The 15941-nt window shown below is 61.0% G+C and carries 15 protein-coding genes; 8 read left to right on the forward strand and 7 right to left on the reverse strand.

Annotation, left to right across the window (positions count from 1 at the left end):
- Positions 1-680: 680 nt before the first annotated feature.
- Genes K4O48_RS05465 through K4O48_RS05485 form a run of 5 tightly spaced genes read left to right on the forward strand, consistent with a single transcriptional unit; the run spans position 681 to position 6789 of the window.
- Complete coding sequence (locus tag K4O48_RS05465) at positions 681-2222, forward strand: ABC transporter substrate-binding protein (RefSeq protein ID WP_222911059.1); 1542 nt, start codon at positions 681-683, stop codon at positions 2220-2222.
- A complete protein-coding gene (locus tag K4O48_RS05470) occupies positions 2219-3154 on the forward strand; it encodes an ABC transporter permease (protein WP_222911060.1) in 936 nt (311 codons plus the stop codon). Before K4O48_RS05465 ends, K4O48_RS05470 begins: the two co-directional genes overlap by 4 nt.
- A complete protein-coding gene (locus K4O48_RS05475; protein ID WP_222911061.1) occupies positions 3151-3972 on the forward strand; it encodes an ABC transporter permease in 822 nt (273 codons plus the stop codon). The genes K4O48_RS05470 and K4O48_RS05475 overlap by 4 nt, the downstream gene beginning before the upstream one ends.
- The gene (locus tag K4O48_RS05480) at positions 3969-5444 is read left to right on the forward strand and encodes an ABC transporter ATP-binding protein (protein WP_222911062.1); all 1476 of its coding nucleotides are present in this window, start codon (positions 3969-3971) and stop codon (positions 5442-5444) included. The genes K4O48_RS05475 and K4O48_RS05480 overlap by 4 nt, the downstream gene beginning before the upstream one ends.
- A gap of 1 nt (position 5445) precedes the next feature.
- Positions 5446-6789, forward strand: a complete 1344-nt coding sequence (locus K4O48_RS05485) for an OprD family porin (RefSeq protein WP_222911063.1) — start codon at positions 5446-5448, stop codon at positions 6787-6789.
- A gap of 154 nt (positions 6790-6943) precedes the next feature.
- On the opposite strand, the gene K4O48_RS05490 is transcribed toward K4O48_RS05485, so the two are convergent.
- The 3 genes from K4O48_RS05490 to K4O48_RS05500 all read right to left on the reverse strand — a co-directional run bounded on the left by K4O48_RS05490 (position 6944) and on the right by K4O48_RS05500 (position 10905).
- A complete protein-coding gene (locus K4O48_RS05490) occupies positions 6944-7423 on the reverse strand; it encodes a VOC family protein (RefSeq protein WP_222911064.1) in 480 nt (159 codons plus the stop codon).
- Positions 7424-7775: 352 nt separating this feature from the next.
- Positions 7776-8420 (reverse strand): DUF4198 domain-containing protein, encoded by a 645-nt coding sequence (locus K4O48_RS05495; protein ID WP_222911065.1) that lies wholly within the window; start codon positions 8418-8420, stop codon positions 7776-7778.
- 91 nt (positions 8421-8511) lie between these two features.
- A complete protein-coding gene (locus K4O48_RS05500; protein WP_222911066.1) occupies positions 8512-10905 on the reverse strand; it encodes a TonB-dependent siderophore receptor in 2394 nt (797 codons plus the stop codon).
- On the opposite strand from K4O48_RS05500, the gene K4O48_RS05505 reads away from it, so the two are divergent.
- Entirely contained in the window at positions 10888-11025 is a 138-nt protein-coding gene (locus tag K4O48_RS05505) for a hypothetical protein (RefSeq protein WP_222911067.1), read from the forward strand. The two genes, K4O48_RS05500 and K4O48_RS05505, sit on opposite strands and share 18 nt — an antisense overlap.
- Positions 11026-11084: 59 nt before the next feature.
- On the opposite strand, the gene K4O48_RS05510 is transcribed toward K4O48_RS05505, so the two are convergent.
- Complete coding sequence (locus K4O48_RS05510; RefSeq protein WP_222911068.1) at positions 11085-12107, reverse strand: ribonuclease Z; 1023 nt, start codon at positions 12105-12107, stop codon at positions 11085-11087.
- Between the two features lie 201 nt (positions 12108-12308).
- Between K4O48_RS05510 and K4O48_RS05515 the strand changes: the two genes are divergently transcribed.
- On the forward strand, positions 12309-13091 hold the full coding sequence (locus tag K4O48_RS05515) for a sulfite exporter TauE/SafE family protein (protein WP_222911998.1): 783 nt from the start codon (positions 12309-12311) through the stop codon (positions 13089-13091).
- A gap of 72 nt (positions 13092-13163) precedes the next feature.
- Positions 13164-13907 carry a Mut7-C ubiquitin/RNAse domain-containing protein gene (locus tag K4O48_RS05520; RefSeq protein WP_222911069.1) on the forward strand — a complete coding sequence of 248 codons (744 nt, stop codon included), beginning with the start codon at positions 13164-13166 and terminating at the stop codon, positions 13905-13907.
- A gap of 89 nt (positions 13908-13996) precedes the next feature.
- Here the strand turns inward: K4O48_RS05520 and K4O48_RS05525 are convergent, their stop codons facing one another.
- The 3 genes from K4O48_RS05525 to K4O48_RS05535 form a co-directional block, all read right to left on the reverse strand.
- Positions 13997-14422 carry a VOC family protein gene (locus tag K4O48_RS05525; RefSeq protein WP_222911070.1) on the reverse strand — a complete coding sequence of 142 codons (426 nt, stop codon included), beginning with the start codon at positions 14420-14422 and terminating at the stop codon, positions 13997-13999.
- A gap of 18 nt (positions 14423-14440) precedes the next feature.
- Positions 14441-14860, reverse strand: a complete 420-nt coding sequence (locus K4O48_RS05530; RefSeq protein ID WP_222911071.1) for a YciI family protein — start codon at positions 14858-14860, stop codon at positions 14441-14443.
- Positions 14861-15110: 250 nt separating this feature from the next.
- Positions 15111-15815 (reverse strand): glutathione S-transferase N-terminal domain-containing protein, encoded by a 705-nt coding sequence (locus K4O48_RS05535; RefSeq protein ID WP_222911072.1) that lies wholly within the window; start codon positions 15813-15815, stop codon positions 15111-15113.
- Between the last annotated feature and the right edge of the window lie 126 nt (positions 15816-15941).

Genomic DNA, 15941 nt, shown 5'->3' on the forward strand with positions numbered 1-15941 from the left:
TGTGTGTTGTTCGCAACGCGTAAGTCTGCGCGACGCTCACCGAGCCGTTCATTCGTTCATTCGTTCATTGGAGGCAGGCTGCGATTCGGCATCCTTCGCCATTGAACCTGTTCGCCTTCCTGCTTGGTCTGGCCGTTGCGTGAGGCCCGCTGGATTGGCGCGACCTACGGCTGGGCTACCCTCCGGCTGGGCTATTTGCAGTGCTCGAATTGCTCGTCGCCGCCAAGCAACGGCTGCGGCTGCGGCTGCGGCTACGGCCTTGGTCATCGCCTGGAAAGCTGGTGCGGCCGAGCCGCCGCGCAGCAACTATCTAATCCTTTCCTCCAACTGGCCTGCCGCTCCACTGCGGTGGAGTCGACAACACACTGCCGTTTCGCCGCCGTCGCCTCTTGTTTGCCAACGCTAACGCTGACGGCTACCAACGCTCATCAGCTCGGGGCGTTGCACCTGTTGGCATTGATCACCGGCTTGCCATAGGTCCCTTCGTAGATCGCCTGCACCGTTCCCTAAAGCGTAGACGTAATACTATTACATAACCTACTATGCTCCGCCTTCTAACGTCGCGACAGCCAGCTGGCTCGAGAAAACGCTTCGGAAGGCAGGTACGGACAGACGCTGTGATCACTGGGCGGCTGCTTCGTGTTTGGCCAGCCTGCAGCGTGTAAACCATAAGGAACGTCATGTATTTCAGAAACAAGCACCGCCTTGCGCTGCTCGCGGCGACGATCGCTACCTGGTTGAGTGTTACCGCAGGTCCGGTCTCCGCGAATGACAAAGTGTTCGACGTTGTCGCCCCGTTCGAGATCGGCGGGCTGGATCCGGCAATTTCGGGGTTCGTGTTTCAACGGATGCAGATAACCGAAACGCTACTGGAGTCCGATACAAAAGGTCAGCCGTTGCCTGCACTGGCTGAGCGCTGGAGCGTTTCAGATGATGGAAAAGAATGGCGGCTGACGATCCGGCAGGGCGTCAAGTTTCACGATGGCAGCGCGCTCACCGCCGAGGTGGCCGCGCATTCGCTTAGCGCGGCGAACACCAGGACTGGCATGCTGCGCAGCGCGAAGATCGATGCGATTACGGCAGACGACAACGACGTCGTCATCCGACTGGCCGAGCCGTTCAAACCACTGACGGCGGTGCTGGCGCATTCGTCCACCAACATTCTGGCCACGGCTTCCTACGACGCGGAAGACAACGTACGGTCCGTCATTGGCACTGGGCCTTATCGGTTGACGCTCCTGGAACCGCCGCAACGGCTCGCTGCAGAGCGCTTCGAGGACTACTGGGGAGAGAAACCCAGCATCAAAAAAACGACCTACCTCGGCGCGGGACGCGGGGAGACCCGCTCGCTCATGGCTGAAAGCAATGGTGCTGAACTCGTCTTCCAGCTTGACCCGCCCAGCATCGCCCGGCTCAAACGCTCCAAACATGTGAAAGTACTGATGGGGCCAGTACCGAGGGTCGTTGTCTTGGCCGCGAATGCCGGCAGCGGCGCCACGGCGCCGGTCGAGGTGCGCAAAGCCATCAGCTTGGCCATACAGCGCGAAGGCATCGCGGCCGCGGTGCTGCGAGCGCCAGGCACGGGCGCTACACAAATGTTCGCTGACAGCGCACCGGCCTGGCACGACGAGCGCCTTCCTGCGCTCGCCTACGATCCCGACGCTGCACGAACCCTTCTCGAGGCACAGGGTTGGACCCCGGGTGCCGATGGCATCCGGCAGAAAGATGGCGAACGCCTGCGTCTGAAGTTGCTCACTTATTCCGATCGGCCGGAGCTTCCGCTGATCGCCACGGCGCTGCAGGCCCAGCTTCGCGACGTGGGCATAGACGTCGAGGTGTCGGTGGCAAACGCCAGCGCCATCCCGGCCGCCCACAACGATGGCACCCTGCAATTGGCGCTCTATGGCCGCAACTATGCGCTCGTGCCGGATCCTCTGGTCACGTTGCTTGCCGACTTCGGCAACGGCGGCGCCGAATGGGGCCCGCTCGGCTGGGACAACCCGCAGTTCGAGCAAGCCATGAGCACGTTGCTGGCGAGCGATGATCCGGCCGAACAGCAACATTTGCGCAACCAGATCGTCGCGCTGATCCAGCATGATCTGCCGTTGATTCCGATTGCCTGGTATCGCCAGTCCATCGCGGTCTCGAACGCGGTCGACAACGCCGCGATCGATCCCTTCGAGCGTACCTTCGGGCTTAGCACGATGCGGTGGGCCGAATGAGTCGTCTGCTGGGCTTCCGTTTGCTGCAAGCGGTCATGGTCGCCGTATTGGTAGGCGCCCTGACGTTCCTGCTGATGACGCTGCTTCCAGGGGATGCCGCTTACCGGATCGCTGCCGGCCGTTACGGCTACGACATGGTCAACAGTGCCGCCGCCGAAGCAGTGCGGGCCGAGCTCAATCTGGACCAGCCCGTGTTCTGGCGCTTCATGGCCTGGATCGGCGACCTGCTGACATTGGACCTGGGCAACTCGCTGGTGACCGGGAAGCCGGTTACCGAAATGGTTGCTCATGAACTGGGAAGCTCTGTGCGCCTGGCCGTCGGTGCGGTGCTCCTGTCGTTCTTCATCGGCCCGCCAGTGGGCATCATCGCTGGACTTCGCCCAGGTGGTTGGCTGGACCGCGGCCTGCTGATACTCAGCACGGCAACACGGGCAATACCCCATTTCGTACTCGGGGTGATCCTGGTGCTGATCTTCGCGGTGTCGCTGGCGCTTGTGCCATCGGCAGGCCACGGCAGCTTCGCTCACGCCGTATTGCCCACGTTCACGCTGGCACTCGGACTAGCCGCGGTGTCATCGCGCGTCGCTCGAGACGCCACGGTCGCTATCGCATCCTCGGCTTTTTATGCGTTTGGCCGGCTCAAGGGGCTTGGCTCAACCCGCGTGTTCATGCGCCACGGTCTGCGCAACATCGGTGTGCCGGTCGTGACATACCTGGGCGTGCAGTTGGTGTACCTGATTGAAGGCGTGGTGGTGGTGGAAACCTTATTTGCCTGGCCCGGCATCGGCCACGGCCTGGTGCACGCGATCGTCCAGCGTGACGTGCCTATGGTGCAGGGCGCTGCCCTGGCGATGGGGTTGATGTTCGTCGTGCTCAATACCTGCGTCGACCTCGCCAACCACCTGATCGACCCGCGCCGGGGGGATGCATGAGTCTGGAAATTGCTATCGCCGACGCGGCCCCTCAACCGCGGGCACTGTCGCGGCTGATCGGTGTTGCCATTCTTGGCCTGCTGGTGGTGTTCGCCGTGAGCGTACCGTTGGTTTGGGGCCTGGATATCGCCAAGCAAGACTACTCAGCGATCCTCTCCGGACCGGACAACGCGCATCCGCTGGGCACCGACCACCTCGGTCGGGACATGCTTGCACGCCTGGCTGCGGCGGTCCGCCTGTCACTGGGCCTGGCCTTGGTCAGCGTGATCACCGCTGCGGTGCCCGGGGTGTTGCTGGGCATCCTCGCGGCCTGGAAAGGTGGCATCACGGACAAGGGCCTCAGCCTGTTTACCGAACTGTTCATGGCGCTGCCGGGCTTGCTGCTGGTGCTGTTGATCGTGGCGATCTTTCCCGGTTCGTTCGTCGCACTGTATGGCGCGGTCGCGCTGGTGCTGTGGATCGAATATTTCCGCATGACGCGTGCGCTGTCCCGCACCGTACTGGCATCGCCGGCTGTGGCGGCTTCCCGCCTGCTGGGTTTCGGCCCGCTCTACATCATCCGTCGCCATCTGTGGCCCGAACTGGCTTCAGTCCTGATGACGATCGCGGCGTTCGGCGCGGCCTCGGCCATCATGGCCATCGCAGCGCTGGGTTTCGTCAGTGTTGGTGTGCGTCCGCCAACCGCCGAATTAGGGCTGATGATTACCGAGTTGCTGCCGTATTTCGCTGAGGCGCCCTTCATCATTGCGCTGCCCATTCTGGTGATCTTTCTCATCGTTCTGTCGCTCATGCTGATGGCCGGGGGGCGCAAGCCATGAAACCGCTGTTGAAGACCGAGGCGCTGGAGATTCGCACCGCCACCGCTCAGCTCGTGCAGCCGCTCTCCATTGCGCTGTATCCGGGACGCGTCCTGACCATCATCGGTGAGACCGGATCGGGTAAAAGCCTGTTCGCACAGGGTATCGTCGGTAATTTGCCGCCGGGTCTACACGCCCGTGGGCGGATCGAGTTTGGCACTGGCTTCAGTGAAGAAGGCCGCGCCGACGGGCGCCAGGCGCTATGGGGCCGTGACATCGCGGTGCTGCCGCAGGAGCCTTGGCTGAGCCTCGATCCAACCATGCGAGCACTGGGACAAGTCTCGGAAACCTACCGCTATGTGCGTGGCACAGGGGCGGAGGCGTCGCACCGTCTGGCCCGTCTGGACATGGCCCGCATGGGCCTCGAACACGCAGAGGCAAAATTTCCGTTTCAGCTATCGGGCGGCATGGCCCAGCGCCTGGCGTTCGCCGCGACCCACGCCGGTGGCGCACAGATCATGATTGCCGACGAGCCAACCAAAGGCCTGGACAGCGCACGCATCGGTGGAGTCGTTGAGTTGTTGCAAGCCGGCCTCGCCCATGGCGGCGCACTGCTGATCATCACACATGACATCGAGGTCGCTCGCCGTCTGGGGGGCGATGTGATGATCATGCACAAGGGAAAAGTCGTCGAGAGCGGCAGTGCCGAACAGGTGCTCAGCAGGCCAGCGCAGGAATACACGCGACAACTGTTGGATGCCGACCCCAAACGCTGGGCGCCGCGCAGCCGCCCGATTTTCACGAACGAGGCCGTGGTGCAGGTGAACGACCTGGCGGTGGCGCGTGGCGGGCACACCTTGTTCGAAGGGCTTTCCTTCAAAATACGCCGTGGTGAAATCGTCGGGGTTACCGGTCCGTCCGGCTGTGGAAAATCCACGCTGGGCGACGTCATTCTGGGTCTGATGAGCGCTCGTGAAGGCACGGTGACGACACAGGCAGGGGCTCCCCGCGTGGCGTTCCAGAAGCTTTATCAAGACCCCGTCGCTGCGTTCCCCCCGTCGGTCACTCTCGCCCGCAACCTTGCTGATCTGGTGAGCCTGCATCGCCTCGACTCGAGTCGCATCGACATGCTGCTGCAGCGCCTGCGGCTGGAGCCTTCGCTGCTAAACCGCTTGCCAGGCAACGTCTCCGGCGGGGAACTGCAACGCTTCTCCCTGCTGCGCGTGCTGTTGCTCAAGCCCGTCTTTATTTTTGCCGACGAGCCCAGCTCGCGGCTCGATCTCATCACCCAGCAGGAAATGGTCGAGTTGTTGGTCGAGACGGCCAGAGAAAACGCCACCGCCGTATTGCTTGTCAGCCACGACGAAGCATTGATCGATGCCGTATCGGATCAGCGCGTTCGTCTGGGTTCTTTGAACCCAAGCACCAATACAGCCGAGCACGCGGACACGCTTACTCAACTGCAGCCCTATCCAAGCGTCAAAAGAGCCTGAAATGACCTTACTGCCACTCCGTTCCCTCGGCCTCGCCCTGTTGGTGAGCCCCTTAGCCATGGCCGACTCAGCGCAATCGAAATCCAACGGGTTCATCGAAGACAGTTCCTGGAACCTGCTCAACCGCACCGTTTATGACAACCGTGAGTACCGCAACGGTGGCAGTAATAGCGGCGCACGCAATGCTTATAAACCTCGCGCTGAGCGCAATGGCTATGCCGAAGAGTGGGGCTACGGGCTGATGGGTACCCTGCAGTCGGGCTTTACTCAGGGCACCATTGGCGTGGGTGTGGATGCGCATGCCTATTTTGGCGCACAGCTGGACAGCGGTGGCGGGCGTGCGGGCAAGGCGCGACTGCTCGGTGTGGATAACGATGGCTACCCCAAGGATGCGTTCAGCCGGGCCGGTGCCGCCGTAAAGCTGCGCCTGTCTTCAACCGTCCTCTCGTATGGCGAGCAACGCGTGAAGACACCCGTGTTCAGTTCATCTGACAGCCGTCTGCTGCCGGAAACCGCCACCGGCATCTTCATCAACAGCAGCGAGTTCGAGACGTTGCGATTCGTTGGCGGACACTTCACTGAAAGCACTGACCGCAATGCCAGCAGCCATGATCAGGGCTTCGTCGTCAATTATTCCAACGCCAAGCAAGGCGATGCCCTTGATCTGGCCGGAGTGGTGTTCACGCCAGGCAAGAACCTCAGCGCCAGCGTTTATACATCGCGCTACGAAGACACATGGACCCGTCATTACGTGGGAGGAACATTCGTCAAGCCGATTGACGACGATCGCTCGGTGGCGCTGAACCTGAACCTGTACCGCACCGCTGACACCGGCAAGTCACTCTCGGGCGACATCGACAACACCACCTGGAGCGTGATGTCCACCTACAGCGACGGCCCGCATAGCGTCAGCCTGGGCTATCAGAACGTCGATGGCGACACACCGTTCGACTACGTGACCCGTGGCGCGATCTTTATCACCAATGCCGTTCACATGTCCGATTTCAATGCGCCTAACGAGCAGTCCTGGCAAGCCCGCTACGAGTTGGCGATGGCGGATTTTGGCCTGCCCGGTTTAGTGCTCAGTGCGGCTTACGTCCGGGGCAGCCAGATAGATGGCAGCCGCGTCGACCCACGAGGTGGCTATGCCTATCTCGGCTATGGCGATGATGGCAAGCACTGGGAGCGCGACCTGGAGGTGCGTTACGTGGTTCAGGGTGGCACCGCAAAAGGCACAAGAATCTCCCTGCGCCACAACGTACACCGCAGCAATGGCGCACAAGCGGAGCTGGATGCCGATCAGATACGCCTGGCTGTCGAATATCCCCTATCAGGTGTGTTCTGATCAGCCCCCGCGCGCATCGCGAGTGCACGGGGTCCTTTGCTTTCAGCGCGCGATCACATGCGCTGTGCGACGTCCTCCAGCGCCGGACCGTCTTGCGTTGAACGGTCGCGCTGGCGCCACGTTTGCTACAGCGCGCGATGCCAGGCGATGCGGATCAGGGCGCGAGCGTGGCTTCGATTGCGGCGATGTCGATCTTGGTCATCTCCATCATCGCGTCGAATGCGCGCTTAGCTGTTGCGGGGTCGGGATGGGTTATCGCCTCAGTCAGGACGCGTGGGGTAATTTGCCACGACAACCCCCACTTGTCCTTGCACCAGCCGCATACGCTTTCCTGGCCGCCATTTTCGACAATCGCGTTCCACAAACGGTCGGTTTCGGCTTGGTCGTCAGTCGCGATCTGAAACGAAAACGCCTCGTTGTGCTTGATCGACGGGCCTCCATTCAGCCCGAGGCAAGGGATGCCGATGACCGTGAATTCGACGGTCAGGACATCGCCTTGCTTGCCCGCTGGGTAATCGCCCGGCGCGTGATGGACGGCAATCACCGCGCTGTCAGGAAACGTATCGGCGTAGAAGTGTGCAGCCTCCAGCGCGGTACCGTCGTACCAAAGGCATAGGGTGTTCTTGCTGTTCATTTTGGCTTTCCAGGGATGGCCGTGGCTGTGTGTTCTGACGACGCCAGGCAGCCGGAATCATTGCCGCCTGGCTGTTTCCGCCGCTCATCGAAAGCGTAGTCCCTTATCCGTCGGCGAGCGAAAGGGTGCTGCGCCGTCTGCGCCGGGTGAGTAACAAGCAGGCGTCAGTGGGGAGTGAGTCGAAGCGGAAGGACGGGTAGGAGGTTGTCTCGCAAGAGACGAGGCGAGGCGCGGCGGGGTGCGAAACAGCCATAAGACGAGGTGCTCAGATAGAAGCACCTCGCTTACGGGCTGTGATCAAAGTTCGATCGCGACCAGCCCTGAGCGGCTATTCGGTGGTGAAACGATACGGTTAATCCACCACGAAACTGGTAGTGGTGCCGTTATACAGCCGGTCGACCGTTTGCCCGGCAACCGTCTGGCCGCCGGCATCTGTTTCATGGCTGGCAGCGAGTATGTAGCGGCCGGGGGTAGGCATCGTTAAGGCGACCAGGCCTTGCTCATCCGTTTTCATTTCCTGGGCTTGGTTGTTCGGCGCGATCAGCATGACGGTCATGTCTGCCAACGGCTTGCCCTTGTACAGGAGGGTGAAGCGACTCCCGTTGGCTGCTACCGGGACCAGCTCCAGATCCATCCGAGCCTCTGTGTCGGTGCGTCCCCAGCGGGCATGCATCAGCGCTGCGGTGATTTCGCCCTCATCGTTTTCCCAGGGCTTCCAGACCTGATCGTTGACGGCACGGATGTCGTCCGGCCCATCGACCTCGGCTTCGAGGTGATCATCCCGCACGACAAGCTCGTTTGACTGGGTTGGGGCCAATAGCTTCGTCGTCGGTGCCAGTGCGGCGATGGTCTCTCCGCGCTCGATGACGTCCTGATCGGGCTCGCCGAGGTAGACCCGGACGGGGCCTTTCCCGTCTCGTTCGAGCCAGAGTTCATGGGCACACACCGGCAGCGCGAGGGTGCCGAGCATGAAGAGACTGACTAAGGGTTTGAACATAAAGACCTGTCCTTTTCTGAGGCGTCATCGCCGCGCGTCTGGCGGCAACAGGAAGAGAAAGCGCCGCGATTGGCTTCGCGGCGCACGTCGATCAAAGCGTCCAGTTCACGCTGAACATCAGGTTGCGCGGCTCGCCGTAGGAGACGCTGGTGTTGCTGTTGATGCTCGAGTAGTAGGTTTTGTCGAACACATTGTTGAGGTTCAAGCGCGTATCGACGTGCTCGTTGACGCGGTAACCGAGCATGAAGTTGGCGAGGGTGTAGGCCTCTTGGTCGATGCGATAGGAGGTCATCTCCCTATAGGTGCTGTTCTGGCTGCTCAGGCTACCGCCGATGCGCCACTGGTCCAGTGAGCCGCGCAGGTGGTAGACAGTGGACAGCTTGAACTGATGGCGCGGCTGCTTCGGATCGAACAGCTTCCCTTCGTTGGCAGTGGTGGTGTCCTTGCGATACGTGGCCTCGACATAGGTGTAGCCGGCGCTGGCTTCCCAGCCCTCGGCCAGTAGACCGGCCACTTCCAGGTCGACGCCTTTGCTTTCGACTTCGCCGGCGGCTTCGTAACAGGAAATACTGATATTCGGGCAGAGCGAGCTGTCGAGCAGCTTGGCGCGGTTTTCCTGGAGCATCCGGAACACAGCAACCGACGCGTTGAGGCGGCCATCGAAGTACTCGCCCTTCAGGCCGATCTCATAGTTGGTCCCGGTCATGGGCTCGATGACGCCGCCATTGGCGTCTAGGTTGTTCTGTGGCTTGAAGATGTCCGTGTAGCTCGCGTACATCGAGTAGGTGTCGTTCAGGTCGTAAACAACGCCCGCATAGCGGGTCAGGTTACGTGTGACCTTGTAGCTGGTGTCGTTGATGTTCCCGTCGGTATCGTTGTAGTCATACCAATCCAGACGACCACCAAGGATCACATGGAGCGGGTCAGCGACGTTCAGGCGGGTGGCGGCGTAGACACCTTTCTCTTCAGTGTCGTATTTCAGCGTCCATCGGTACATGTCGAAGGAAGGCTCGGGTACTGCGCCGCTGTCCCAGTTGGACGGATCGAGATTGGGGCCGGTAGGTGCGTCCAGCCAGCCGCCGTGGCCGTCGAAGACTTCCGTGCGTGTGCTGGCGCCCACCACGGCTTCATGCTCGCGACCGAATAGCTTGAAGGGGCCGGACAGGTTGCCATCGTAGCTACCGTAGTTGTTTGTGTAGGTGTATTTGCCGCTGTACTGGTTAAGCGTGTCGCCGGTATAGCCGAAATAAGATCCGAGCATATGGATGCGACCCCACATCTTGTTCGCACCCAGACGCAGCTTCCAGTCGTTGTCGAAGCGATGCTCTAGCTGGGTGAACAGGTGGCGCGTGTTGGTGTTCCAGTAAGCCCACTCGTTACCCAGGTAGGTATCGCGTGACAATCCGAGGTCGCTGCCGTCGGCTGCTGTCGGCAGACCGCCCCAGTCAGAGTCTTTGTTGTCGTTCTGGTAGGACGCACCGATGGTCAGCATCGTGTCGTCGGTGATGTCCGCTTCGGTGATGGCATAGACGAAGCTGTGTTCGCTGCCGCCGTAGTCCTTGAAGCTTCCGTTGTCTTCATATGCGGTCACGACGCGACCGCGCAACGTGCCGGTCTCGTTCAATGCGTTGGACGCGTCCACTTCGGTGCGATAGCGGTCCCAGCTGCCGGCGCTGGCGCCAAGGCTGACATACGGCTCGGACTTGGGGCGCTTGCGGATCAGGTTGATTGCCGCCGCCGGGTTGCCTGAGCCCTGCATCAATCCCGTTGCGCCGCGGACCACTTCGACGCGATCCAGCATGGCGCTGTCAGGCGCGGTAATGACGTCTTGGGAAAACTGCGACAGGCTCATCGGCAAGCCGTCATACATGATGTTGTCGACCTGGAAGCCACGCGCGTAATAGCGCTGACGCTCCGGGCCGCTTTGCTGAATCGACAGACCCGTGGTGTTGAGCACGATATCGTTCAGGTTGTTCAGCCCCTGGTCTTCGATGCGTTGCTGCGTGACCACGCTGACCGACTGCGGCGTCTCGCGAATCGACATGGGCAGCTTCGTCGAGGAATTCACCACGCCGGTGGTATACGCGCCGGTTCCCTCAGTCGCGCCGCCCGCTGGCGCGCGTTCAGCGGTAATGTTCATGCCCCCCAGATTCAGCTCGTCTCCCGTTGCACCCGCATGGCTGACAGTCGCTGCGGAGCCGTGTAGGTCCGCTGTGAGGCCCGTGCCGGCCAGCAATTGGCGTAACGCTTCGATCGGCTCCAGCGTGCCGCTGACAGCCGATGAGGTTCGGCCTGCCAGCGCATCGGCGGGGTAATCGACGCGAACGCCACTTTGCGCCTGAAATTGTTGCAGCGCGTCGGCAAGTGGCTGGACAGGAACGTTCAGCTCCACAGGTTGCGCATGCGCAACGGCATACGCGCCCAGCAACGCAGAGAACGTCAGGGATTGAATGAAGGATGGTTTCACGTGTTCGGTCCTTGGCATGCGTGGTGGCGATGGGCGCGGGCGTTGCTGGGCGGTCTGCCAGCGACACGGGGGCACTTCGCGGGGCTCGGCATCGTCGTTCAGATCAATCCGATGAACGGCGGCGAGCGGCAAGCCTAGGCAATTGAGAATACTTTGTAAACGAGAATATATCTCGAACGACTATGATTGCTAAACGACTAGATTTCTCGTTTATTGTCGGTGCGGCTGACGTCGTCCGTTTCCGTTGCGGCGGGCACACAGCGTTCCACTCGCTTCAACCGCGCGGTCTTGTCCAGGCTGAGCCGCATTAAATCCTCTGCCAGCACCAGTTGCCCGCTGTAATGGTTGCCTGCCTCAACTCGAATATCTTCGATCGAGAGGCCGCGGTTAGGCGTGCTTTGGTAACGCGCACTGAAGTGCGTTAGCACCAGATGGGGTACCTGAACGGACTCCGCGAACGCCGCGACTTGCGCCGCCGTGCTGTGGCCAAAGTCGGCTTTTCCGGCGTCAGAGATGCTTTGTGTATAGGTCGCTTCGTGAACCAATATGTGGGCGTTCTGGCAGGCGTCACGGAGCAGTTCGGGCCGGTCATTGTCGCCCCCGATGACGATACGCCGCGGCGTGCGGGTGAGCAGCACATAATCCTTGCTGCGTAGCAGACGCCCGTCATGCTCAACATCGTTGCCGTGCATCAGCTCGCCCCAAAGGGGACCGCGGGGAACCCCATCAAGATCAAGCTTGTCGGTGTTCAGGCGCGGGTCCGGGCGGGTTTCGGTGAAGGTATAACCCCAGCTGGGTACGCGATGGGAGAGGGCGGTGGCCTCGACCCGCATCTGCTGATTGCTCCAGTAGTCGAGCGATTCGGTGGCGTGAAAATTGAGTTCATAGGGCAGCCAGCTCTGGCTCATTTCCAACGTGGCGCGTACCCAGCCCTCGATTACCGCCGGGGCGATGATATCCAGCGGCTGCTGGCGTCCGGACATGCCAGCACTGGCCAGGAGTCCCGGCAATCCATAACAGTGGTCGCCGTGGACATGGGTGATAAAGATTGCACGCAGGCCGTGCAGCGTCAGTGGGGTTCGCAGCAGCTGATGCTGCGTGGCTTCGCCGCAGTCAATCAAGTACCAGCCCTTGCCACTGTCCTCGAGTAACCCCAGTCCGCTGACGTTCCGGGCGCGGGTCGGGGTGCCGGATGAGGTCCCAAGAAAAAGCAAATCCACGTGCGGGCTCCCTTGTTTGCGTGTCGCCAGTATGGCGAGTGTGATCGTCGAGGATAAGGCTGTGCGTGCTTGCAGATCGCGTCACGACTGCTTATGCATTTGAGCTACTAAGAAAGCACGAACTTATATTAAGAATAGCTAAAGCCTCCCGTTATGCTGGCGGTCATCGACACGGCCTGTTGGCCCGCTTGGGGTTGAATGATGGAGTTTGGTGTTCTTGGTTTTGTGATCGCTGGCCTGGTGGTTGGGTTCATCGTCGGCATGACGGGCGTCGGTGGCGGCTCGTTGATGACGCCGATCCTGCTCTGGTTCGGCGTTAACCCCGCAGCAGCCGTCGGCACCGATTTGCTCTATGCCGCCATCACCAAAGCCGGTGGGATCTGGGTTCATCAGAAAAACCGCAACATCGACTGGCGTATCACCGGTTGGTTGGCATTGGGCAGCCTGCCGGCAGCGGCGCTGACGCTGTGGGTGTTGACTGGTTTGCACGGCGATCAGGACGCGCTCAATGCGGTCATCAAACAGTCGCTGGGTTTCGTTCTGGTGCTCACCGCGCTGGCGGTGTTGTTCAAGAAGCGCCTGCTGGCATTCGCCTCTCGCATGTCCGGCCCAACGCCACGTCTGTCGCCTCGTGGCTTGAACGTGTTAACCGTAGTGGTCGGCCTGATTCTCGGTGCGATGGTGACGCTCACCTCAATTGGAGCTGGCGCGCTGGGTACCGTGGCGTTGTTTTTCCTGTACCCCATGCTGTCGACTCGCCGGCTGGTAGGCACGGAAATCGCGCACGCCGTGCCGTTGACGCTGGTTGCCGGCCTCGGCCATGCCGGTATGGGCAATATGGACTGGACCATCCTGACCTATCTGTTGATAGGCTCGTTGCCGGGTATCTACCTGGGCAGCAACCTGTCCGGTCGCGTGCCGGAGACCTTTTTACGCCCCTGCATGGCGGTAATGTTGGCCACCATCGGCTATAAGCTGATCTGACCGCAGCCTTTTACCGGAGGCGCGACGTGCCGCGCTTCATTTGTGAAACGCCGCGGAGACGTTGCCGAAGCCATGACGACCGCGACCTTTCGCTTCTATTCCAAACTCAACGCGTTCCTTCCACGCGAGCGCCGGGGGCAGGCGTTCAGCTGCACCTGCGCGCAACGGGCGACGACCAAGCACATGATCGAAGCGCTTGGCGTGCCGCATACGGAGGTGGCGCTGGTGCTCGCCGATGGCGACCCTGTGGGGCTCGACTGGCTGATCCGGGACGGCCAACGGATTGCGGTGTACCCCAGATTCGAGCAGATCGACATCGGCAGCTTGAGCAGAATGAGTTCGCCGCCGGACCAGCCCCTGCGTTTCGTAGCGGACGCCCATCTTGGCGGGTTAGCTCGCCTGCTGCGCATGGCCGGTTTCGATACGCTGTTCGACAACCATTACGAGGATGCGGCGATGGTCGAGCTGGCGAATCGCGAGCGCCGCGTGCTGTTGACTCGTGATCGGGCGCTGCTGATGCATCGTGCGGTGCTGCATGGCTGTTATGTATGGGCACTGAAGCCGGCCGAGCAGCTGCGTGAACTCTACGCCCGGCTCGATCTCGCCGCCCAGGCGCAACCCTTCAGCCTGTGCCTGGGCTGCAATACACCGTTACGAGTGGTGCACAAACAGGACGTGATCGACCAGCTACCGGAACGGGTGCAACAACGTCATGACCGCTTCCTCGGCTGCGATAGTTGCAACAAGCTGTTCTGGGAAGGCTCGCACTGGCAGGACATGCGCGCGTTGCTCGAGTCCCTTACGCGCGTTGACTAGCGCTCCCGTTGGTCACCTTTGCTCAGATCAGCCCCGTTCACCTGTTGCCGTGGCTCAGTGCGCCACGGCAACAGTCATCTGCCGGAGGCTTATTGCTGTTCGCAGTTGATCATCCAGGACACGCCAAAGCGATCTGTAAACATCCCGAAGCGCTCAGCCCAAAACGTCTTTTCCAGCGGCATGATGACCTGCCCACCGTCGGACAGCCCGGCAAACAGGCGTTCAGCTTCCGCTACGCTCTGTGGATGCAGCGAGATGGAACAGCCTTTGATTCCTTCGTATGCGCCGCCTCCACAGGCGGGATCACCGGGCATCGTGTCGGACGCCATCAACTGGTAGTCACCGAGACTCAGGCCGACGTGCATGATGCGTTCACGGTATTCGGCGGGAAAATGCTCGGCATCCGGCGCCTGCGCAAAGGTCATCATCTCCAGCTCGCCGCCCAGCACCTGCTGGTAGAGGGTGAAGGCATCTCGCGCTTGGCCATCGAACGTCAGGTAAGGGGTGATTTTCATACGATGTCTCCTGTCAGGTTATTGGCCGATCTGCACGCGCAGCCGTTCTTCCTGCGCGCGCAGCTCGGGGGTGAACTCGGCACCGAAGTCTTCGGCTTCGAATATTTGGCGGATTTCTATGTCCGAATCGCCGACGGCCGACGATGGGCAACGCTTCACCCACTCGATGGCGTCCTGCAGTGAGGGCGTCTGGAATAGCCAATAACCGGCGATCAGCTCGCGGGTCTCGGCGAACGGGCCGTCCACCACTGAAGGTTGGCCATCGCTGAAGCGCACCCGCGCACCGCGACTGCTGGGGTGCAAGCCTTCGCCGCCCAGCAGGACGCCCGCGTTTGCCAGTTCTTCGTTGTAGTGCCCCATGGCCGCGAGGATGTCCTCGCTGGGCATCACCCCTGCCTCGGTATCGCGGTTAGCCTTGATCATCACCATGAATCGCATCGTCTGGCTCCTTTTTACGATTTGAGAAAAACAGCCTAGTCGGCTCCGCCCGGATCCGCTGGCTCTGATCATTGGTCGTTTAATGGGAAGGGAAATCGACAGCCGGGCGCGATTTCTTGTGGCGGGGGCGCCGGCTGTTTTAGCGGCGGGCTATTTCGTGAAAGGTGATCAAGAACGAGCGGCGCGGCCGTGCCGAAACCGCCCAACGTTGGGCGGTCGGCTTAAACGATTCAAATCGGTTGAGGAGCACTTATCCGCGAGAGGGGATGTTCAAGCCTTTTGCGACAGCGGGACGAGCAACGAACGCATCCAGCACGCGCTGCACATTGACGAAACGTTCGAACTCGACCAGTTCACGTGCCTCGTAGAAACCAACCAGGTTGCGCACCCAGGGGAAGGTCGCGATATCGGCGATGCTGTAGCGCCCACCCATGAGCCACTCGCGGCCTTCCAGGCGCTTGTCCAGCACGCCCAGCAAACGCTGGCTTTCCGCGACATAGCGGTCGCGTGGCCGCTTGTCGTCATAGTCTTTGCCCGCGAACTTATTAAAGAAACCCAGCTGGCCGAACATCGGGCCAATGCCGCCCATTTGAAACATTAGCCATTGAATCGTCTCGTAACGGGCTGCCGCGTCCTCCGGCATGAACTGGCCGGTCTTGTCGGCCAGGTACAGCAGAATCGCGCCGGACTCAAACAGCGCCAGCGGCTCACCGTCCGGCCCGCTTGGGTCGAGGATTGCCGGGATCTTGTTGTTCGGGTTCAGCGAGAGGAATTCTTCGGAGAGCTGGTCGTTGCTCTCGAAACTCACCAGATGTGGCTCGTACGGCAGGCCGGTCTCCTCCAGCATGATCGAAACCTTCACCCCGTTTGGCGTGGGCAGTGAATAAAGCTGCAGACGGTCCGGATAACTGGCTGGCCATTTCTGCGTGATGGGGAAGGTGGACAGATCGTGCATAGGACCTCCTGGGATGTGATGGAAGGATAGTCGCTGAAGTGGGTGAAGCCGCTGACGTGTTGTATGCCTGCGCTGCTAAGACAACCGTTTCTTATGGTGCGGTCCATGCGTAAATGATCCGGCAGC

It is taken from the genome of Pseudomonas sp. DNDY-54 (assembly GCF_019880365.1).
In the GTDB taxonomy this organism is placed as follows: Bacteria; Pseudomonadota; Gammaproteobacteria; order Pseudomonadales; family Pseudomonadaceae; genus Stutzerimonas; species Stutzerimonas stutzeri_P.